Origin of the sequence: Rhodococcus opacus, assembly GCF_012396235.1 — a bacterium.
In the GTDB taxonomy this organism is placed as follows: domain Bacteria; phylum Actinomycetota; class Actinomycetes; order Mycobacteriales; family Mycobacteriaceae; genus Rhodococcus_F; species Rhodococcus_F opacus.
The window spans coordinates 1-19,419 of the sequence record NZ_JAAXPA010000046.1; the positions used below are offsets into that span (position 1 = coordinate 1).

A 19,419-nucleotide genomic window follows, 5' to 3' on the forward strand; every position below is an offset into this window, starting at 1 on the left:
TCGACCTCGGCATCTCCACCCGAACAGTCACGAAGAGGCAGCGAAAAGCGTTGGTGGCGCGGGATCGAGGATGCGCGTTCCCCGGGTGTGGTGCGCCGCCGTCCTGGTGCGAAGGTCACCACATCATTCACTGGTCCGCAGGCGGGCCGTCCGACATGGGTAACCTGGTGCTGCTCTGCGGATTCCACCACCGGCTGCTGCACCACAGTGACTGGGAGATAGAGATGGGAGCCGACCGGCACCCCACGTTCATCCCACCGGGGCAGGTCGACTGGGAACGAAACCCGATACCGGCGCACAACCGGGCCCGGCCCCGAGCGTCCTGACCACGCGACACAGCGCACGCCGACTCGGTGACAGGACAAATCCTGTCGCCAAGCCGGCATGCCGTCGTGGCGGGGTCCGCCGGCCATCTGTGGGAGTACTGGATCGGTCGGCTGCGGCAACCGGCACCGGCGCGATCGGTCCGCAGGTACAGCCCAGCGGACCGAGTGCGCTTCCCTGCGGTTGTGTCCGCCCCCGACACGCGGGTAGGTGGTAATTCTTCGGCCAGGATGCGGCCGCCATAGCTGTCGCGTCCAATCGCGCGGACCCCACTGCGTCGATTACCGCCGAGGTGACTTGTGCGCAGCAGGGCAGGCGGATGCTCACCGCTGACGGCATGTCCGCCCCTAAGAAATGAAACAAACCGATTGGCCCGTTTTCTGGTAACGTCTGCTTCGTCATGGTGGTCACATGACGACGCGGACGTCTCGGGCACACGAGTCGGCACACGCGAGGGGTGGAGTGCAGGTGTCGCCTGAGCTGCTGGTTGGGCGGCACCTGCACCCAACGCGCTCGCACACGCCGAAACGCACCGCTCTGGCAGGACGGCAACGCGCTGACCGTCGCGGCGCACCTCGAATGGGCGGGCGAGCCGGTGTCCACATTCCCGCTGGCGGGTGTACCCGGCGAAACAGTGCATTCACGCCACCGTTGGGACGACAATTCGAAGATGAACTCCACCACCGAGGAACAGCACATCAGCGTGGTGCGACAACGCCTGGCGGCACGATTTCCGACCATCGATTCCGGAGTGATCAACCAGGCGATCGACACCGCACACCACCAGTTCGACGGACGACCAGTACGTGACTTCGTTCCGTTGCTCGTCGAACGCGCTGCTCTCAGGTCCCTCACTGACGACACCTAGCGCACGGGTTCGGTGTTGGGCTCACTCCCGACGCGGAGGCACTGGTCGGCCGCAACGTCTCGACATACGGGACCCCGCCGAGCCGCTGGTGTCGGTTCGGCACCGACGTCAGCGAGGCGGGGTCGAGGTGTCGCATCCTGATGGGTCGACATCGGTTGCCGCGACACTCCCTCAGCGTAAGCGTCGCCCAGAAGTGTGGGAGAGAAAGCGACCGGGAAGTCTGGGTGAACGTTCTCGGGCGCCTCGGTGGTCGAACTCCCGGTGCCGCTACGACCGACCCGCTCCGCGCTGGCCGCCGTCGACCGCCCTCGTCCGGCCCATCGTGCCACGGAATACCAGGTCAGCGGTGGTGGATTACGCGAAACGCTCGTGAACTTCTGAACAACACGAAGACGCCGAGGGGCTCGAATGGTTACGCTCTGCATGCTTTTTCGTATCGGTTGCAGTACGTACTGAATGGGGATCGGCATGACGAACATCAGCACAGCTCGGCCCGGATACAAATCCTTCACCCGCCTGGCGGCGGTCGCAGGTATCGCCGTACTTGCCATGGTGATGGGTAACGGCACCGCCTCGGCCGGTGTCGACAACTCCAGTTCCGTCATCGACGCGGACGGCAACCGCATCGAGGTCCTGCAGGGCGACACGCAGTATCAGGTCGTCCCGCCGCTCGACGGCGTACCGACCAGTGTCGAGTTCTTCCACAACGGATACGCCGCGGTGAACATCAGCGGTCCCGACGCCGCGGAGTTCGAGGCCACACAGCTCACCGTCGGATACCAGATCGGTTACCCGGTTGCGCTGGCCGGTGCGACCATCGTCCTCAATTCGCCCGGCCTCGGGTTCGCGATCGGGTCGGACACCGGAATCGACCTGGGGCTCGTCCCTGACTTCACGCTGGATCTGAGTGCGGGGACCAACGCGGAGCTGGCGGGTGACATCATCCCGTCGCAGGAGCTGGACATCGACCTGGAGCCGGGAGGTATCACCGAGGTCCCGCTGCTCGAGGGTCAGGAGTTCGACGGACCCGAGGCGCTGGTCCGGATGCAGGGCGTTCACGGTTCCATCTCCGGAGCGATTGGACCGGTCACCATCCGACCGTATGCGAAGGCCGTCACAGCCAACGGTGACACCGTCATGACCTACGGTGTGCCGCAGAAGCTCAACTGACCGGTGCTGGAACAGGTTCCGCGGAACGCAACGGGTCGCCATCCCGATCGTGGATGGCGACCCGGCGCGGTTGTTCGCCTGGCGCGACAACGCCTACGACGCCACTAGTTCCTGGATCCTTTCGCGGGCGGCCCGCTCGATGAGCAGGAGCACGAAGTCGTGTACCTTCCGGTCCGCGAAGCGGCTGTGCGCAGAGCGTACAACCTCGTCGATGGTGTCCCGGGAGACGTCCGGGTACCGAGACTGGAGGCCGTCGATGACCCTGGTGAGATGGAGCCGCTCTTCATCGTTCCGCCGAATTCGGCGATGGGGTCAAGCCGCACCGAAGTCACCGGTTCGCCTCGTCCTCGGCGGGTCCCGCTCTGGCCGAGACGCTGTTCACACCGCGGGTCGGGTCGCTGACATGGGCAAACGCACCGCAAGCCAGGGCCTGCCGCTCCCGTCAGAAGCGCGCATCACGTGGGATGCAAGAACTGGTGTGCGCGAATCTGTGACGAAGGGCATCACCGGAGCGGATCGTCGAGAATGGTCAACTTGCACCGGCCGACGGAGGCCGCACGATGTCGGCGCCGGGTCGCCTGCCGCTTTCGACCCCTCACCTTGACTCGCGACAGAACTGCCGGAGTCGGTGAAGGCTCGCTGAGCGAAAGTAGCTAATCGTCAATCATTTCCACTGCGCTTGGCGATTGTCCCATCGGCCACGCGACAGCGGACGTGCGGAATTTCCTATCGCGCGGGCCTACTCCTCCTATCGTCGCTGCATGCCACCGCCCCGACGCGGGCCGGGACGGGAGTTCGCGGCGCGGCGTTCACCGCACCGTCACCCCCGGCTGCTGAGGTGTCTCCGGGAAACACGGAACAACCGAGGAGATGCGGGTGGCGCGAATAAGACTCGAAGGTGTGTCCAAACAATTCGGCACCGCGCAGGTAGTGCGTGAGGTCGACCTCGACATCGCCGACGGAGAGTTCATGGTTCTCCTCGGACCGAGCGGGTGCGGGAAGTCGACGCTGCTGCGTCTGATCGCCGGCCTCGAGAGCCCGTCGTCGGGCCGCATCCTATTGGGCGAGAACGACATCACCAGGACACCACCCCGACAGCGGGACGTTGCGATGGTGTTCCAAAGCTATGCCTTATACCCGCATTTGACCGTCGCGAAGAACATCGGCTTCCCCTTGCGTGCCCGCAGACGGTCGAAGGACGAGATCCGGGAGCGGATCACCACCGTGGCGTCGGCGCTCGGTCTGCAAGACCACCTGGACCGGCGCCCCGCCCAGCTTTCCGGCGGACAACGCCAGCGGGTGGCGCTGGCACGGGCGATGGTTCGCGACCCCGGGGCGTTCCTGATGGATGAGCCGCTGTCGAATCTCGATGCCGCGTTGCGTAGCGCGACCCGCACCGAGCTCATCGACCTGCACCACCGGCTGAGATCGACATTCCTGTACGTCACCCACGACCAGGTCGAGGCGATGACGATGGCGACACGAATCGCGTTGCTGAACAATGGGACGATCGAGCAGGTCGGTACACCGACTGAGCTGTACGACACTCCGCGTTCGACGTTCGTCGCCGCCTTCCTCGGCGCGCCACCGATGAATCTGTTCGACGCAACGGTGATCGAGCGGGCCGGGAAACTGCACCTCGTCGCCGACTGCGTCGACGCGCCACTCGGGTTGTTCGCCGGGTCGGCGATCGGACCGCAGAAGGTGACCGCCGGCATCCGGCCGGAACGCATCCGGCTGAACGGCACCGATGTCCAGCTCCGCGGTGTCGTCACCGCATCGGAGAACCTGGGCAGCGAAGAGATCCTGCACGTCACCGTGGGCGGCACCGTCATTCGCGTCCGCGCTCCACGCCCGGTTGCCGCGCAGGTCGGCGACGCCGCCGCGTTGAGTGTCAGCCCCGAGGACATTCAACTGTTCGACTCCGGGACCGGCCGCCGGCTGGTCTGGCACGTTCCCCACGAGCACGGGGCATCGCCACGCGATGCCTCGCTGTCGGTGGCATGAGCGCCGGCACGGTTCACGAGCCCCCACACACGAACAACAGGAGAACCTCAGTGAAGAAGACCCTGCCCGGGCTGGGCGCGCTGGTGACCAGCGCGTTGGTCCTGACCGCCTGCGGCGGCCTCGGCACCACAACCACGGATCCCGTGGCGAACAGCACCGATCCGGTGCCGGAACTCGCTCCGGACCAGAATGTGTCGATCGTGTTCGAAAGCTACAACTACGGTATGGCGGGAGCGTGGACCGACACCTTCAACGCCCTGATTGACGACTTCACCAAGCAGAATCCGAACATCCACGTCACAGCGCAGAAGCCGCAGGGCAACAGCCCGAACCCGGCCACCGACACGATCTCGAGCATCCAGAGCCAGACCGTGGCCGGATCGCCCCCGGACGTCGCGCAGCTCGGGTTCAGCGACCTGGACTTCACGATCCACCAGCTCGGCGCCCACTCGCTCGACGACCTTGTCGGCAAAGATGCGGTGCAGAAGAATTTCGACGGCGCGAAGCACTCGTACGCCCCGACCGCGCGCACTCTCGGTGACTGGGGAGGCGCCACCTACGGTGTGCCCTTCGTCTTTTCCACTCCCGTGTTCTATTACAACGCAACACTGTTCGAGCAGTCCGGGCTCGACCCGGCGGCACCGCCGAAGACGTGGGACGAGGTCGCGGCCGCAGCGGCCGCGATCACCACCAAGACCGGCAAGGGCGGCGTCTACCTCGACTGCCTGACCAAGACCTCGAAGGACTGGTGCTTCCAGAGCCTCGTCCGGTCCAACGGCGGGCGGGTCATCGCCGAGGACCGGTCGTCACTCACGTTCGCTGACGACCCCGCGGTGCAGGTAACGGAGATGGCCCAGAACCTGGTGCAATCGGGATCGACCCCCAAGCTGAGCCAGCAGCAGGGCTACGAGGCCTTCGCTCGCGGAGATATCGGCATGATCCTCGAGACCAGCGCGATCCAGGGCACCTTCGTCAAAGGTGCCAAGGACAAGTGGGACCTGCGCGCCACCACGATGCCCATCTTCGACGGCACGGCCCCTGTGCCCACCAACTCCGGGGCCTCCCTCTTCACATTCGCATCCGATCCCGCCAAGCAGCGCGCCTCGTGGGAACTGATCAAGTTCCTCACCAGCGAGGAGGCCTACACGAAGATCGCGCAGGGAATCGGGTACCTCCCGCTGCGCACCGGACTCGTCGACGATCCTGCCGGATTGCAGGAGTGGTCGCAGAAGAATCCGCTGCTCGCACCGAACATCGCCCAGCTCGGCTCGATGGAGCCGTGGATCTCGATGCCCGGCAACAATTACCTGCAGATCCGGGACGGCATGATGGATGCCGTCGAAGCGGTCGTCTACCAGGACGCCGACCCGAAATCCACCCTCGACGCCGCCCAGAAGCAGGCCACCGCGCTTCTGCCCACCCAGTGACCCCCGCCGACGTCACGGTGATTCACCTGACGGACACCCACATCCGCGCCGAGGGTGACCTCGTCCACGGCACGATCGACACCCTCGACAACCTCGCCCGCGCACTCGACCGCATCGTCGGATCCCGGCAGCGCGTGGACGCGGTGGTGTTGTCGGGCGATCTCACCGACAACGGGGCACCGGAGGCTTACCGGCGGTTGCGCGAGGTTGTCGAGCCGGCGGCCGCCGAACTCGGGGCGCAAATTGTCTACGCCATGGGCAATCACGACGACCGCACCGCCTTCCACACCGAACTACTCGGACTCGACTCCGGCAGTGGTGATCTCGAGGCCCCACACGACGCGGTCCACGACATCCACGGTCTCCGGGTGATCGTGCTCGACAGCACCACACCCGGGAGACACGAGGGTTGGCTGACGGACGAGCAGCTGGCATGGCTCGACGAGGAACTGTCCCAGCCCAGCGGGCGGGGAACGCTCCTCGTCCTGCATCACCCGCCGATTCCGTCGCCGGTCGCCACGGTGAACTACCTCCGCCTCCAGGACCCCGACCGGCTCGCGGCTGTTCTGGCCGGCTCCGATGTGCGGATGATCCTCTGTGGGCACTCCCATCTGACGAGCTCAGGGGCGGTCGCGAGGATCCCGGTGTGGGTCGGCCCGGCCCTGTCCTACCGGGTGGACCCGATCGCGGGGGTGGGCAGCCACCGCGGCGTCGCCGGCCACGGCTTCAGCCGGATCGATGTCCTCGAATCCACGGTGGTCGCCACCGCGGTCGAGACGACCCCCGCCGAAACGGTCTACGACATCCCCGAACAGGACATGCTCGCCCGGTTGCATGCCCTCCAGCTCCGGGCGGGGTGAGGAGGCGATCGTGTTCGTTGCCGTACCGGATCTTGCTGACGCGACAACACCCGTCCGGGAACCGGTGGCGGTGCCTGCCATCCGTACCCACCCTCTGCGGAGGGTGGTGCGGGTGGCCGAGCCGTACCTGTACCTGACACCGGCTGTCGCATTGTTGGTCGTGTGGACCTACCGCCCGCTCGTTCAGGCGGCCCAACTCTCCACCTACTCCTGGAACCTGCTTCCGACCACCCCCATGGTTCCCGTCGGCCCGGACAACTACCGCCGGCTGCTCGAGCTGCCGGCGGTCGGTGACTCCGTCTGGCGGACAGTCATCCTCATCGTCGGTCTGTTGCCGTTCACGCTCGTGCTACCGGTGGTCGTCGGATTCGCCACCCGCGGCGTCCACGGCCGAGCCCGGGCGATCTACCAGAGCCTGATCTTCGCACCCTTTCTCGTCGCCCCTGTCGCGAGCGCGGCGGTGTGGCAATGGCTCCTCGACCCAGGTGCCGGAATCGTGAACCGGGTGCTGGGCTCAAACACCAATTGGATTCACGAACCGGCGACGGCGCAATGGGTGATCGTCGCCATCACCGGGTGGCATTTCATGGGTTTCGCCGTGCTGGTGGTGTCGGCCGGGATGGCCGGCATCAGCGGGGACTACGCCGAGGCCGCGCAAGTCGACGGGGCGACACGGCGGCAGATCGACTGGTGGATCACCCTGCCACTGTTGTCCCCCACCCTGGTGTTCCTCGGACTCATGACCGTGCTGCTGAGCGCGCAGTGGACCTTCCCGCTCATCGACACCCTGACCCAGGGCGGACCGTCGCAGGCGACGACCAACATCTACTACTTGTTGTGGGACTACGGGTTCCACAGCTTCGACGCGGGCCTGAGTGCCGCCGCGGGCATCATGCTGTTCGTCGGATTCGGTCTCGTTGCGGGTGTTCTCGTGTGGATCTCGGAAAGGATCTCGTTCCATGACGACTAGCCAATCACTCGCACCCGAGCCGTTGTGGCGGCGAGCACGGGGACATGCGGTCCTCGTCGCCATTGCCCTCGGGTGCATCTTTCCCATCTATTGGCTGCTTGCGACGTCACTGCGACGGCCCGACGACGTCGGCTCCCTCTCCCCCGTTCCGTGGCCGCTGTCATTGGGCAACTATGTGGACGCGACCGAGAAAGTCGACGTGATCCGCCTGCTCGCCAACACGTTCGCCGTCTCAGGCGTCTCAGCGGCTGGTCAGCTCCTCGTGGCTCTGCTTGCCTCGTACGCGTTCGCGATGTATTCGTTCCGCTTCCAACGGCTGATCTACCTTGCGTTCGTCGGAACCTGGTTGGTGCCGTTCCAGGTCACGATGCTCCCCAACTATGTACTGCTGTACCAAATGGGACTGATCAACAACCTCGTCGGTGTGATCGTGCCGACACTGTGCTCCGCGCTGGGTGTCCTGATGCTCCGCCAGCACATGGCCAGCTTCCCGAAGGAACTGGTCGCAGCGGCCACACTGGACGGCCGTTCCTCGTGGTCGATCCTCTGGACCGTCGTGGTACCGAATCTGCGTCCCGCATTGGCGGCGCTGTCGATCCTGCTGTTCATCAATGCCTGGAACGAGTACTTCTGGCCCGCGGTGGTCCTGCAGCGCAGCAACGCCGTCGTTCAATTGGGGCTGAGGAGTTTCATGGGAACCGAGGGCAACGACTGGGGGCCGATGATGGCCGTCGCGGGTCTGGCATGCCTCCCGGTGTTCGCGCTCTACGTCGTCCTGCAGCGGCACATCGTCAACGCGTTCGTCCGATCCGGACTGAAATAGGTCTCGGAACATGGGGCGGAACAGTGACCGGGCCGCCCTCGCCGCGTTCCAGTTCGTCGGAATCGTCGACGCAGTCGAGGAAGGAGAACACCGCAGGATTCACCTCGCCGCCCCGCCATACCGCGTACAGGTCGATCGTCGGAATCGGATCGACCAATCTCACCGCCACAGTATTCACGCCCATCGCATCGAGTCCGCCCGAATTGGCGCGCGGCAGCGACGCGAACCCGACCAACGGCTTGACCGACACCATGTGAGCCGTCGCGCCCGGGTCGTCGGCGGTCTGAGCGACGTCGAGCGAGATTCGAGAATCGGACGCCGCGCCGAAGATGGAGTCGTACATAGCGGGGCACTGATCGCGCGAGAACATCACGCACCCCTGGGTCGCCAACTCGGCGAACGGAACCGCAGCCCGCCCCGCCCATCTGTGGCCCTTGCCTACGACGGCGACGAGTGGAATCTTCCTCAAGACCAGCCGGTACCGGAAGTCGGCCGTCCGCGGATGCCCGTACACCAGCGCTATGTCGAGCGTGCCGCCCGCGAGATCGACGAGCTGCGGTCCGGTTCGCTTCTCCCACAACGACACCACGACATCCGGGTGCTCTGCGCTCATCCGCGCCAGCGCCGCCGGCAGGACGTGCCTGCTGGCCGGCATGTTGTATCCGATGTCGAGGGTGCCGGAGCGGCCGTCCGCGGTGGCTTTCGCTATCCGCGTCGCCCTCTCCATGTGGGAGACGATCAGCCTGGCCTGTGTCACGAATTCCCGTCCCGCGGAGGTCAACCTGACCTCGTGCGAGTTCCGCGCGACGAGTCTCACACCGAGAGACTTCTCGAGCTTCTGTAGTTGTGAGCTGAGGGACGGCTGGGAGAGGTGCAGCCGCGAAGCGGCCCGGCCGAAATGTAATTCCTCGGCAATCGTGATGAACGCGACGAGATGTCTGAACTCCATAGTCACTCCCCGGCGACAGCGCCGCCTCGTGTCCGGTGGCTCGCTCTACAAGGCTAGCGTCGAGTCGAAACCGGGGGTGAACTACGCGAGTACGGCCTTCGCCGCGGACGTGACTTCTTATTTCTTGTCTTCGGCCTTGCCGACGCCTCCTTGATGCGCGGGTCCCACTCCGGAGTCGCTGCCCTCGGTCTCGGCGGCGTGTGCGGCGGGCTTCTCCTCCGCGGGCGAGGCCACCGCACCGCGGGGTGTCTCCCCGGGTTTCGGCGACTGCATTCCGCCGGAGTCCACATGGTCGTCGTGCTCCGGGCGTCCTTCCTTCGTGCTGGTCGTCCGGCCGTCGTAGGGCGGTGTGGCCGGCTCCGCGTCGCCGGGAGGCAGCGAGCCGCCGGCGGGCGCAGGGTTCGTGCCCGATTCCGCGGAAGAGGTGACCTCTTCCTGATCCAGAGACCCCGGCTTGCGGCCCGTCTGGCCTGCTCCGGCCTGGTCCGGTCCCGCGTCGCGTGAGCCCTTGGGGCCGCGCTCGGACTGTGGTTCCTCGTTCAACTGCGTGCCTGGTTCGGTGCCCATGATCACTCCTTTCCGACGTAGCACAACGCCGGATTCCTACTTCGTGTGTGATTGATATCTGTTGTAGCTATGCCCTGGGACGCGAATGCGAAACCGCGTCTCCCGATCGGGGCACGGTGTGGCGCTGCGCCCCTCCTGATTCGGTTTGCGAACGGTTGGGCACTCCGAGAAGAGCGGACCGTACAGCAACGATGCGGCGCCGATCCCACGGATTTTTCAGCGAGGAGCTACGCCCGTGCCCAAGAACAACCCGCCCATTCCCGGTACTCCCGGTTCCGGTACCCCGTCGCTCGCCGAGCCCACGGAACCCACCGAGCCGTTGCCTCCCAAGCCCGATCAGCGGGCTCCCGCGCTGGGAACCGCGACCGGGCAACCCGTCGAAGGTCCGGATACGGCCCGCGGCCAGCAGGGTGAGCACCTCACCACGGCGCAGGGCGCGCGGCTGTACGACACCGATCACTCGCTCAAGGCGGGAACCCGGGGACCGACCCTGCTCCAGGACCACCATCTCCGTGAGAAGATCACGCACTTCGATCACGAGCGGATCCCGGAGCGGGTGGTGCACGCACGCGGTGCGGCCGCCCACGGCGTCTTCCGCGGATACGGTTCCGCCGAACCGATCAGCAAGGCGGCGTTCCTCGGCAAGGACGTCGAGACGCCGGTCTTCGTGCGGTTCTCCACCGTCCTCGGCTCCCGGGGGTCGGCCGACGCTGTACGCGACACCCGAGGCTTCGCGACCAAGTTCTACACCGGCGAAGGCACTTTCGACCTGGTGGGAAACAACATTCCGGTGTTCTTCATCCAGGACGGCATCAAGTTTCCGGACGTCGTTCACGCGGCCAAGCCGCACCCGGATCGCGAGATTCCGCAGGCGCAGAGCGCGCACGACACGTTCTGGGATTTCGTGTCCCTGCACACCGAGGCCACCGCGCACACGTTGTGGAATATGTCCGACCGCGGCATTCCCCGCTCGTACCGGATGATGGAAGGCTTCGGCGTCAACACCTTTCGGATGGTGAACGCGGCGGGTGAGAGTTCGCTCGTCAAGTTCCACTGGAAGCCGAAACTCGGTGTGCACTCACTGGTGTGGGAAGAAGCGCAGATCGTCAACGGCATGGACCCCGACTACCACCGCCGCGATCTCGCCGACGCGATCGAGTCCGGTGCGTACCCGGAATGGGAGCTGGGCATCCAGGCGTTCCCGGACACCCCGGACCAGACGTTCGAGGGCATCGACCTGCTCGACCCGACCAAGATGGTGCCCGAGGAACTGGCCCCCGTGCAGCCGATCGGGTTGATGACGCTCGACGCGAATCCGACGAACTTCTTCGCCGAGACCGAGCAGGTGGCGTTCCATCCCGGGCATCTCGTTCCCGGGATCGACGTCACCGACGACCCGCTTCTGCAGGCGCGGTTGTTCTCCTACCTCGACACTCAGATCAGCAGGCTGGGTGGGCCCAACTTCGGTCAGATACCGATCAATCGGCCCCAGGCCGAGGTCAACGACATGCTGCGCGACGGCATGCACCAGACGGGAGTCCACCCGGGTGTCGCGCCGTATCGACCGAACTCCCTCGACGGCGGTTGCCCGTTCCTGGCCGGCGCGGACGCTGCCTTCGTGGAGGTTCCGGTGCCGATGCCGGAGTCGACGAAACTACGCGCCGCCCCCGCGAGCTTCGACGACCACTTCTCGCAGGCCCGACTGTTCTATGCGAGCCTGAGCCCGGTCGAGCAGGCGCACGTCGCGGAGGCCTACACGTTCGAGCTGGGCAAGTGCTACGAGCAGGTGATCAAGGAGCGTGCACTCGAGGTCGTCGCGAACATCGACCCCGGTCTGTGCGAGCAGGTGGCGACGGGTCTCGGCCTTCCGGCGCCAGCGCCGAGCGTCGCCTTCGACGTGGCACCGACGCCCAGTCCCGCGCTGTCGCAGGTCGGTGCCGAGTGGCCGCTGGACGGGAGGATCATCGGCATCGTCGCCGATGACGAGTCGGATCTGTCCGAGGTGGCCGACGCGGTCGAGATGATCGGCAAGAACAGCATGGTGCCGCTCGTCATCGGACCGCACGGTGGCGAACTGGGGTCGGGCAAGGGCGCCGTCCCGGTGTCCCGGACGTTCCTCACGATGCGGTCGGTGGAGTTCGACGCGATTCTCGTCGCGGCGCCGGCGTCGGACCCGCGGGTGCACGTGTTGCTGACGGAGGCATTCCGGCACTGCAAGGCGATCGGGGGTTGGGCCGCCGGTCGCGGCCTCCTCGAAGCCGCCGGAATCCCGGCCGAGGCTCCGGGCATCGTGATCGCCGACGACGCGTCCGCACTGTTCGACGGGATCACTGCGCTGATGAAGTCCCACCGGGTCTGGGAGCGTCAGGTGTGACGTGACCCGGTTGTGAAGTGAATGGTGTGGACGAGAACCGCGAGAACTTGCTGTCCGCGCAGTGCGCCGTCCTCGGTCGAACTACCCGGCGTCCGGCGCGTCCTCGACCTTGCGGCGCACACCGAACACCCGACCTCCGGAGCAAAGGATGAAAGACAACACGCCACTGCGGGTGGCGGTACCGTCGCCCGCCCGAATACCAGGAGGACATAGTCATGAACGAGCAGAACACGTCCGGACAAGCGCGCAAGGGTCTCCTCGACTCGGTCAAGGGCAAGGTGAAGGAAGTGGCCGGGGCCGTGACCGGCAACGACTCGCTGGCCACCGAAGGACAGCTGCAACAGGCGCAGGCGCAGCAACGTAGAGAGGCGAACAGTGCGGAGGCCGTGGCCAGGGCGGAAACCTCGCAGGCCGCAGAGGAACTCGGCCAGGTGCGTCGTGAGAGTGCCGAGGAACGCGCTGCGATCGGGGCCGAGACGGCGGCCGCCGAAGAAGCTGCCCGGAACCGGCAGCAAGCAGAGCACCGGGCCGCGGAGCAGCAACAGCACCGCCAGGTCGCGCAGGAGCAGTCCCGCGCGGCGGCCGACGCCCGCGACGAAGCGGCCCGGGCGGAGACCGTCGAACGGGCGAAGACGGTCGCCGCCGCCGAAGAAGCCGTCGACGCCACCGACGAACACCGGCGGGCTGTCCGTGAAGCGAACGCCGCCCGCGACGAGGCAGAACGAGTTCGGCGCGCCGCCGAGGGCCTCAGCAACGACGCCGGCCTGTCCTGATCCACTCCCTACGAATAATCGGAGATTCCATGAACGTCCTTACCGTCCCCATCACGCTCTTGCGGTTGCAGTACACGATCCTGCGGATTCCTCTGCAACTCGTCGAAGACCAGTTGATGTCCCGGCTGGCAACCGAATCGCCGGCCCGGCTGATGTACGAGCGCACTCTGGGCGTGCTCGACGGCGCCGTCGGCAGTGCACTCGGAGACCGTGACACCGAGCGGCGCGGCGACGCACTGACCGAGCGCAGCGACGCACTGGCCCGGGCGGCAAAACTCGAAGAAGAGGCTGCACGCACCGAGGCCGAGGCCGACACTGCACTGGAAACCAAGCGTAAGCAGGTTCAGAAGGAGCAGGCGGCAGCGCGCGAGGCGAAGCAGCGGGACGTCGAACAGGCACGCCGACGCGAGGTCGAGCGCAAACAGGCGGCTGAACGGGACGCCCAGCACCGCAAGCAGGTCGCGAAGAAGAACGCCGATCAACTTGCCGCCCAACGCACCCAGGCGGCAGAGGCCGAGCACCGCGCCGAGCAGACCGAACTCCGGGAAGCCGAGAAGGTGGCGGCAGGGCCGGCCAAGGCCCAGCTGAAGGACGCCGCGAACAAGCAGGACGAGGCAGCGGACAAACGTGCTCGTGCCGACCGCGCCGAGAAGCTGGCCGAGGCGGAAAAGGACAAGCGCCGCAACGAGACGGCAGTCAACGGGCAACGGTGATCTGACACTCAGGCTCGCCCGCCGCGAGTCCCGTCCCTTCTGAGTCGAGCGTTGTCGCTCTCGAGCCGGCTATTGGCCTCGACGAGGCGATCGTTGTCGCTCGCGAGCTCGGTGTTGAGGTGCTCGAGATCGAGGACGCGAGCGATGCCCGTCAGGTTGACCCCGTCCGCGATCAGCTCGGCGATGCGCCGCAAGCGAAGCAGGTCGTCGTCGCTGTAGCGGCGTGTTCCGCCGCTGGTGCGGGCAGGGTTTATCAGGCCGTGCTGCTCGTAGAAACGCAGCGCCTGGGTGCCGAACCCGGAGAGCTCGGACGCCACGGTGATGCCGTAGACCCCCTGTTTGGCTCGCGACTTGTCGTCGTTCGACATCGCGTCCTCCTCGAGAATCGAGTCCGCCGAACCCTCTTGCGAGGAGCTAGAGCGTTTGCTATAACGAATCTACAGCATTTGCTGAAGGTTACCTATCACGATTCGGGTTTCTGGAGGTGGAGACAATGTTGATGCGCACTGATCCATTCCGCGATCTCGACCGCCTGACTCAGCAGATCCTCGGCACCACGGCGCGACCGGCGGCCATGCCGATGGACGCGTGGCGCGAAGGCGAACAGTTGGTGGTCGAGTTCGACCTGCCAGGGGTGGACGCCGATTCCGTCTCGCTCGATGTCGAGCGCAACGTTGTGACCGTTCATGCTGAACGCCCCGCGCGCGCCGACAACCAGGAAATGCTGGCCTCGGAGCGACCGAGGGGCGTATTCAGCCGGCAGCTGTTCCTCGGCGACAACCTCGACACCGACCGGATCACCGCCAACTACCAATCGGGGGTGCTCCGGCTGACGGTCCCGGTGGCCGAACGCGCCAAGGCCCGGAAGATCGAGATCACCCACAGCGACGACAGAAAGGCCGTCAGCGCCTGACCCGCGCCGATCCGACACACAGCGGGAGGGATGACCACGATGGTGTACGCACAGATCAGCCCTTCGACCGTGGAAGCGGAACTGCCACAGGTCGAGTACGTGTGGGATGACCTCGAATGCCAGCTGTTGGCAGCCGAGGTGGACCTGATCTTCGCCGACGCGCCCGCACCGGTCCTCACGGACGTGGCACCGACTTCGACAACGGACGTCCCCGGCGAGAAGACGAGGCCGCCGCTGCACGCGGTGGCACCCACCATGCGGCGCAGGGGTCCGAACCCGGCAGTAGATGCCACCCAACGCTCTCCGCCGCACGGGAACACTTGACGTTGTCCATCCGTAGTCCCCGGCCTGCCGTTCTCGCGCTGGACGGGCCGGGGGCTACTTCGCGCTCGCACGCTGGGCATTCCCTCCGTGAGCTCCTTGCGTTGAGACGTACCGCGTCGCACGATATCTTTATCGGGAACCATAGATTAATTGGTGCAAACCACGCAGAAAGGGGTTTGGCGTGTCCGCGCACGGCGGCTGGGGCGGAGATGTCGAGGCGATCGGAAAGACACTCGACGCATTGCGTCGACTTCTCGAAGAAGAAGTGTCCGGACACACTCAGCTGCAACGACTGTGCGAGTGGGCCGTCGATGCCGTCAGCGGCGCGGAGATGGCTGGGGCGGTTCTTTCCTATGGCGCTGGGGGCAGTGGGTCGGTGGCGTGCACGGATCCTCGCATCGCCTCGATCGAGGGTGCCCAGATACGGACAGGCATGGGCCCGGGTCCTGTCGCTGCGGACACGTGCGCGGTACTGAGAGGTGAATTCGGTGAGGGGGTGATTCGGCGCTGGCCCGCGTTGGCGTCCGCGGTTGAAGCTGCTGGTTTCGAGTCGGGCAGTTTTCTGTGTGCTCCGCTGTCCGTGGGAGACGTCCTGGGATCGCTGAATCTGTACAGCCGCGTCGGCCGAGCCTTCTCGGAATTCGATGCTGCCCTGCTCCGGGTGTACGCCAGCCTGATTGCGTCGACGATTCGGCTCGCACGAGATGGTCGGGAGGCGCGTGAGGAAGCGGCGGGTCTGATCAAAGCCATGGAGTCGCGCAGCATCATCGAGCAGGCGAAGGGCATCGTCATGGCAACCGGGGGTGTGTCCGCGGACGAGGCCTTCGATTTCCTCGTCGTCAGCTCGCAGCAGAGAAACATCAAACTCGCTCGGCTGGCGAAGGAACTCGTCGATCTGACGTCCGGTGCCGACGGGGTGAAAGCAATTGCAAGGACACGGGATTACTCTCGCTCGCGGCAGGGTACTTCGATACTCACGTCCTCGTCGTGTCCGGACGCGACGACGGCCAGGCTCCCCGGTTAAGCCCATAGCCGGCGGAGCCGCCCACAAGGGATGTGGGGAGCGTGCGGACGGCGCGTCGGTGAGGGACCCCTCAACCGCGGAGCCTTGTCCCTCAACTCCAGCATCCGCGCACTCATCTCCTGAAGTTGTTTACGCCCCAGTTCTTCTCGTACCTTGGGGTACCACTCCTGCTCTTCTTCTTCGATATGATGCTCGACGCTTTCGATCAGGACGGTGGTCTTCGCGTCGAACCGCTCGTCGTCGGGTTCCATCGCTGCCAGCTCGACGACCAGCACGTCCGCGACGTGGTGCTCTTCGTAGGATTCGAGGATGTCGTCCTCGAGGTCGGGGGGGGGCGAGATCGCGCACTTCCGGATACATGCTCTCGTTCTCGATGTAGGTGTGCACCGTGAGGGCCTCGATGATCTCGTCGACGATGCGACCTTTTTCCACGCGGGCGTTCGGCCGTGACTGTTTCGCGATGGGGTGCTGGGGTACCACTCGGGAACAGGCATTCGAGTTCCTACCCTCCGAGAAAGGCACTCCATGACTCGACCGGTGCGTCATCGACGACGCACACACCATTCCGGCTCGACGCCCTGATCGTCGGTGCGGTGTTCCTCGGCGTCGCCATGGTCGCGCTCGGGTTCCGGCTCTCTCGTAACACCGCGGCGACCGCGTCCCGAGCCGGGACGCTGTAATTATCGGACCGTTCCCCAACTGGGGCGCCTTCCTGCAGCCATCCTTTCGACCGACCCGAGGAGTGGTAGTGAGCGATTCCGGCGCGGGGGACCTCAGCCGCACCATGGCCGAGCTGGCCCGCAGTGTCTCCGGCCCACGCACCCTCGACGAACGCCTGCGCGCTGTCACCGCCGCAGTTGTCGAGCTGATGCCGCACGAAACGTGCGCGGGCATTCTGCTCATCTCCGGTGGCAATAAATTCGAGACCGTCGCGCCGACATCCGAGCTGCTCCGAACGCTCGACCACGCTCAGCAACAACTCGGGCAGGGACCGTGTGTGGCGGCGGCGCTCAACAATCTCGTGGTGCGAAGCGAAGACCTTCGCTCGGAATCGCGGTGGCCGCAGTTCGCTGCCGCCGCCGTCGATGTGGGGATTCTCAGTTCGATGTCCTTTCAGCTGTATACGTCCGAAGGGAAGATGGGAGCACTCAACCTGTTTGCATTCTCGCCGAACGCGTTCGGTCCCAACGAGGAAGCAGCAGGCGAGGTTCTCGCCGCCCACGCCGCGCTAGCACTCACCGCTGTACGGACCGAAGAGCAGCTGCGATCAGCGGTTGCCTCACGCGACGTCATCGGGCAGGCGAAGGGAATGCTGATGGAGCGATTCGACATCGACGCGATCCGTGCGTTCGAGCTGCTCACCAGACTCTCTCAGGAAACCAACACCCGGTTGAGTGTTATCGCACAGCGGATTACCGAACGCAGATGAGAACCGGCCACGAACCACGAATCGGTGAAATCGCCCGTGCTCGAGTGGCGACCCGGCGGTGTCAAGCTCCCGCCCGTGCACGAAGCGCGGTCAACAGCCCACGGCGCGTGCCCGTGAGCGGATCGATCTGCGGGGGCGAGTCGGTGAACTTGCGTTCCGATGCAGTCTCGGGTGCGTCGTCGGCGGTTGCCCTGAGGAACTTGTTCGGCAGCGCCAGCTTGGCGATGGTCCGCCACGACTTGAAGTACTGCATCGGCAGCGAACCCGTCGTGTAGGGCAGGTCGTACTTCTGGGCCAGCGCCTGCACCCGCACGGAGATCTCACGCAGGCGGTTGCTCGGCAGGTCCGGGAACAGATGATGTTCGATCTGGTAGCAGAGGTTGCCGCTCATGAACTCCATGACCGGGCCCGCCTCGAAGTTCGCGCTACCCAGCATCTGCCGCAAGTACCACTGACCCCGCGTCTCGTTTTCGAGGTCCTTCGTTGTGAACTTCTCGGCGCCGTCAGGAAAATGACCGCAGAAGATCACGGCGTTCGTCCACACGTTGCGGATCATGTTCGCCGTCAGGTTCGCGGTGAAGGTCGTCAGGAACGCCGGACCGGTGAGCGCCGGGTAGACGACGTAGTCCTTGCGCACCTGGCGGCCGACCTTCCCGAGCACCTCGTGGCACCTGCGCTCGAACTCCTCACGATCGACACCGCCCGTAACCACCTTGCCGAGTTCGAGGTGCTGGAGGGCAACGCCGTATTCGAAGAACAACTGCAGCAACAGGTTGTAGACCGGGTTGCCGACGCTCAACGGCGTCCACTGCTGATCGCGAGTGACCCGCAGCATGCCGTAGCCCACGTCGTCATCCATGCCCAGCACATTCGTGTACTTGTGGTGAACGTAGTTGTGGGTCTGCTTCCAATGCTCCGAGAGCCCGGCGATGTCCCACTCCCAGAACGACGAGTGGATCTCCGGATCGTTCATCCAATCCCACTGACCGTGCAGCACGTTGTGCCCCAGTTCCATGTTCTCGATGATCTTGGCGGTGCCGAGCATCGCGGTACCCCCAAGCCACGCCGGTGGGAACAGGCTCGCGAACAACAGGGCACGCCCGCCGATTTCGAGTGACCGCTGCAGCCGGATCGCGTTTCTGATGTACCGGGAATCACTCTCCCCGCGCGAGGCTTCGATGTCTCGTCGGATCGTGTCGAACTCGATACCGAGAGCTTCGACATCTGCCTCGGTCAGGTGGGTGTACATCTTGACATCCGAAATCGCCATGTCCTTACGCTACGGCAAGTTACGGAACCGTAGGTTACGCGCAGATGAGATGTGAGTTAGTTCGGAAGTCGTCGCCGGCGCGGTTTGGGTTCGGCAGCTGAGGGCAAGCTGTGCAGGAGGAGCGTTCGGACGACGATTCGGCTGACCGCTCGGGCCACACAACAGTCAGGAGACGTCATGCAGAAAGTGTTGATCTTCGCAGCGGGCGCGGCCGCGGGTTTCGTCCTGGGCACTCGGTCCGGCCGGCAAACCTACGAGAAGATGAGGCATCAGTCCCTCGAGCTCTGGCACAACCCCACCGTGCAGGAGAAGGTGAGCGAGGCGACGGAGACCGTGAAGGACAAGGCGCCGCAGGTGCAGCACAAGGTCGGCGAACTGGCGAAGAAGGCTACCCACCGTGGCACGGACACGAGCGCGACGGGCGCCCCGACCAACGGAGTGTCACTGGAGGACGCGGCGGGCCGCACTCCCACGGCCCCGCCGACCGTTACTTCACCGACGGAGGGCAAGCACACCCAAAGCCCGAACTGACCGGGTAGGCGGTGTTGCGGGCCGCTGAATTCTGCGCATTCCGACGTGAGTGCGCGGCATACTGTGGCAGTGGTTTCAGGGCGAGGATGGTCGAGCGCGCAGT

At 65.4% G+C, this 19,419-nt stretch carries 21 protein-coding genes and 1 pseudogene; 16 read left to right on the top strand and 6 right to left on the bottom strand.

Translation table 11 applies throughout. The features are described from left to right. From HGB39_RS35890 to HGB39_RS35900, 3 genes are all read left to right on the top strand, one after another. Positions 1–326, top strand: a 326-nt coding sequence (locus tag HGB39_RS35890) for an HNH endonuclease signature motif containing protein (RefSeq protein ID WP_168442995.1), incomplete at its 5' end; no start/stop codon positions are given. Between the two features lie 668 nt (positions 327–994). Beyond that, positions 995–1,192, top strand: a complete 198-nt coding sequence (locus HGB39_RS35895) for a three-helix bundle dimerization domain-containing protein (protein WP_043790384.1) — start codon at positions 995–997, stop codon at positions 1,190–1,192. 468 nt (positions 1,193–1,660) lie between these two features. After that, a complete protein-coding gene (locus tag HGB39_RS35900) occupies positions 1,661–2,362 on the top strand; it encodes an MspA family porin (protein WP_005567897.1) in 702 nt (233 codons plus the stop codon). Positions 2,363–2,455: 93 nt separating this feature from the next. Here HGB39_RS35900 and HGB39_RS40425 read toward each other — a convergent pair whose 3' ends face one another. After that, positions 2,456–2,662 carry a three-helix bundle dimerization domain-containing protein gene (locus tag HGB39_RS40425; RefSeq protein ID WP_081276478.1) on the bottom strand — a complete coding sequence of 69 codons (207 nt, stop codon included), beginning with the start codon at positions 2,660–2,662 and terminating at the stop codon, positions 2,456–2,458. A gap of 576 nt (positions 2,663–3,238) precedes the next feature. On the opposite strand from HGB39_RS40425, the gene HGB39_RS35905 reads away from it, so the two are divergent. The 5 genes from HGB39_RS35905 to HGB39_RS35925 are packed head-to-tail and all read left to right on the top strand — an operon-like array spanning position 3,239 to position 8,449. Continuing rightward, positions 3,239–4,369 carry an ABC transporter ATP-binding protein gene (locus HGB39_RS35905; RefSeq protein ID WP_043790385.1) on the top strand — a complete coding sequence of 377 codons (1,131 nt, stop codon included), beginning with the start codon at positions 3,239–3,241 and terminating at the stop codon, positions 4,367–4,369. Positions 4,370–4,419: 50 nt separating this feature from the next. Further along, on the top strand, positions 4,420–5,796 hold the full coding sequence (locus HGB39_RS35910; protein WP_005567901.1) for an ABC transporter substrate-binding protein: 1,377 nt from the start codon (positions 4,420–4,422) through the stop codon (positions 5,794–5,796). Further along, entirely contained in the window at positions 5,793–6,656 is an 864-nt protein-coding gene (locus tag HGB39_RS35915; protein ID WP_005567902.1) for a metallophosphoesterase, read from the top strand. The genes HGB39_RS35910 and HGB39_RS35915 overlap by 4 nt, the downstream gene beginning before the upstream one ends. Next, positions 6,631–7,626: a carbohydrate ABC transporter permease gene (locus tag HGB39_RS35920; protein ID WP_005567903.1), complete on the top strand. Its 996-nt coding sequence runs from the start codon at positions 6,631–6,633 to the stop codon at positions 7,624–7,626. Before HGB39_RS35915 ends, HGB39_RS35920 begins: the two co-directional genes overlap by 26 nt. After that, positions 7,616–8,449 (top strand): carbohydrate ABC transporter permease, encoded by an 834-nt coding sequence (locus HGB39_RS35925; protein WP_005567904.1) that lies wholly within the window; start codon positions 7,616–7,618, stop codon positions 8,447–8,449. The genes HGB39_RS35920 and HGB39_RS35925 overlap by 11 nt, the downstream gene beginning before the upstream one ends. On the opposite strand, the gene HGB39_RS35930 is transcribed toward HGB39_RS35925, so the two are convergent. Next, positions 8,418–9,398, bottom strand: coding sequence for a LysR family transcriptional regulator (locus HGB39_RS35930; RefSeq protein ID WP_005567905.1), 981 nt, complete (start codon positions 9,396–9,398; stop codon positions 8,418–8,420). The two genes, HGB39_RS35925 and HGB39_RS35930, sit on opposite strands and share 32 nt — an antisense overlap. A gap of 117 nt (positions 9,399–9,515) precedes the next feature. Continuing rightward, positions 9,516–9,965 (bottom strand): hypothetical protein, encoded by a 450-nt coding sequence (locus HGB39_RS35935; protein WP_043790345.1) that lies wholly within the window; start codon positions 9,963–9,965, stop codon positions 9,516–9,518. A gap of 235 nt (positions 9,966–10,200) precedes the next feature. On the opposite strand from HGB39_RS35935, the gene HGB39_RS35940 reads away from it, so the two are divergent. The 3 genes from HGB39_RS35940 (at position 10,201) to HGB39_RS35950 (ending at position 13,825) form a co-directional block, all read left to right on the top strand. After that, positions 10,201–12,339: a catalase gene (locus tag HGB39_RS35940; protein WP_005567907.1), complete on the top strand. Its 2,139-nt coding sequence runs from the start codon at positions 10,201–10,203 to the stop codon at positions 12,337–12,339. 215 nt (positions 12,340–12,554) lie between these two features. Next, positions 12,555–13,112 carry a CsbD family protein gene (locus HGB39_RS35945; protein WP_005567908.1) on the top strand — a complete coding sequence of 186 codons (558 nt, stop codon included), beginning with the start codon at positions 12,555–12,557 and terminating at the stop codon, positions 13,110–13,112. Positions 13,113–13,141: 29 nt separating this feature from the next. Then, positions 13,142–13,825 (top strand): hypothetical protein, encoded by a 684-nt coding sequence (locus HGB39_RS35950; RefSeq protein WP_005567909.1) that lies wholly within the window; start codon positions 13,142–13,144, stop codon positions 13,823–13,825. Positions 13,826–13,833: 8 nt separating this feature from the next. On the opposite strand, the gene HGB39_RS35955 is transcribed toward HGB39_RS35950, so the two are convergent. Then, complete coding sequence (locus HGB39_RS35955) at positions 13,834–14,193, bottom strand: MerR family transcriptional regulator (protein WP_005567910.1); 360 nt, start codon at positions 14,191–14,193, stop codon at positions 13,834–13,836. 125 nt (positions 14,194–14,318) lie between these two features. On the opposite strand from HGB39_RS35955, the gene HGB39_RS35960 reads away from it, so the two are divergent. From HGB39_RS35960 to HGB39_RS40430, 3 genes are all read left to right on the top strand, one after another. Next, a complete protein-coding gene (locus HGB39_RS35960) occupies positions 14,319–14,738 on the top strand; it encodes an Hsp20/alpha crystallin family protein (protein WP_005257842.1) in 420 nt (139 codons plus the stop codon). A 30-nt stretch (positions 14,739–14,768) separates the two neighbouring features. Further along, positions 14,769–15,062, top strand: coding sequence for a hypothetical protein (locus HGB39_RS35965; protein ID WP_005567911.1), 294 nt, complete (start codon positions 14,769–14,771; stop codon positions 15,060–15,062). 265 nt (positions 15,063–15,327) lie between these two features. Further along, a complete protein-coding gene (locus HGB39_RS40430) occupies positions 15,328–16,086 on the top strand; it encodes an ANTAR domain-containing protein (RefSeq protein WP_376744850.1) in 759 nt (252 codons plus the stop codon). Here the strand turns inward: HGB39_RS40430 and HGB39_RS39325 are convergent. Next, positions 16,083–16,524 (bottom strand): annotated as a pseudogene (locus HGB39_RS39325) (hemerythrin domain-containing protein); the annotation flags it as partial. The gene HGB39_RS40430 and the pseudogene HGB39_RS39325 overlap by 4 nt on opposite strands. A 310-nt stretch (positions 16,525–16,834) precedes the next feature. Here HGB39_RS39325 and HGB39_RS35980 point away from each other — a divergent pair. Then, a complete protein-coding gene (locus HGB39_RS35980) occupies positions 16,835–17,515 on the top strand; it encodes a GAF and ANTAR domain-containing protein (RefSeq protein ID WP_005257832.1) in 681 nt (226 codons plus the stop codon). Between the two features lie 61 nt (positions 17,516–17,576). Here the strand turns inward: HGB39_RS35980 and HGB39_RS35985 are convergent, their stop codons facing one another. Next, entirely contained in the window at positions 17,577–18,785 is a 1,209-nt protein-coding gene (locus HGB39_RS35985) for a fatty acid desaturase family protein (protein WP_005567914.1), read from the bottom strand. Between the two features lie 177 nt (positions 18,786–18,962). Here HGB39_RS35985 and HGB39_RS35990 point away from each other — a divergent pair, with 177 nt between their 5' ends. Then, on the top strand, positions 18,963–19,316 hold the full coding sequence (locus tag HGB39_RS35990) for a YtxH domain-containing protein (protein WP_005567915.1): 354 nt from the start codon (positions 18,963–18,965) through the stop codon (positions 19,314–19,316). Positions 19,317–19,419 lie beyond the last annotated feature (103 nt).

Bases quoted from the DNA above. Each gene is read 5' to 3' on its own strand.
- HGB39_RS35950 (WP_005567909.1), top strand. From the start codon at position 13,142: ATGAACGTCCTTACCGTCCCCATCACGCTCTTGCGGTTGCAGTACACG.
- HGB39_RS35930 (WP_005567905.1), bottom strand. From the start codon at position 9,398: ATGGAGTTCAGACATCTCGTCGCGTTCATCACGATTGCCGAGGAATTA.
- HGB39_RS35925 (WP_005567904.1), top strand. From the start codon at position 7,616: ATGACGACTAGCCAATCACTCGCACCCGAGCCGTTGTGGCGGCGAGCA.
- HGB39_RS35965 (WP_005567911.1), top strand. From the start codon at position 14,769: ATGACCACGATGGTGTACGCACAGATCAGCCCTTCGACCGTGGAAGCG.
- HGB39_RS35920 (WP_005567903.1), top strand. From the start codon at position 6,631: ATGCCCTCCAGCTCCGGGCGGGGTGAGGAGGCGATCGTGTTCGTTGCC.
- HGB39_RS35935 (WP_043790345.1), bottom strand. From the start codon at position 9,965: ATGGGCACCGAACCAGGCACGCAGTTGAACGAGGAACCACAGTCCGAG.
- HGB39_RS35895 (WP_043790384.1), top strand. From the start codon at position 995: ATGAACTCCACCACCGAGGAACAGCACATCAGCGTGGTGCGACAACGC.
- HGB39_RS35900 (WP_005567897.1), top strand. From the start codon at position 1,661: ATGACGAACATCAGCACAGCTCGGCCCGGATACAAATCCTTCACCCGC.
- HGB39_RS35960 (WP_005257842.1), top strand. From the start codon at position 14,319: ATGTTGATGCGCACTGATCCATTCCGCGATCTCGACCGCCTGACTCAG.
- HGB39_RS35955 (WP_005567910.1), bottom strand. From the start codon at position 14,193: ATGTCGAACGACGACAAGTCGCGAGCCAAACAGGGGGTCTACGGCATC.
- HGB39_RS35985 (WP_005567914.1), bottom strand. From the start codon at position 18,785: ATGGCGATTTCGGATGTCAAGATGTACACCCACCTGACCGAGGCAGAT.
- HGB39_RS35990 (WP_005567915.1), top strand. From the start codon at position 18,963: ATGCAGAAAGTGTTGATCTTCGCAGCGGGCGCGGCCGCGGGTTTCGTC.
- HGB39_RS35945 (WP_005567908.1), top strand. From the start codon at position 12,555: ATGAACGAGCAGAACACGTCCGGACAAGCGCGCAAGGGTCTCCTCGAC.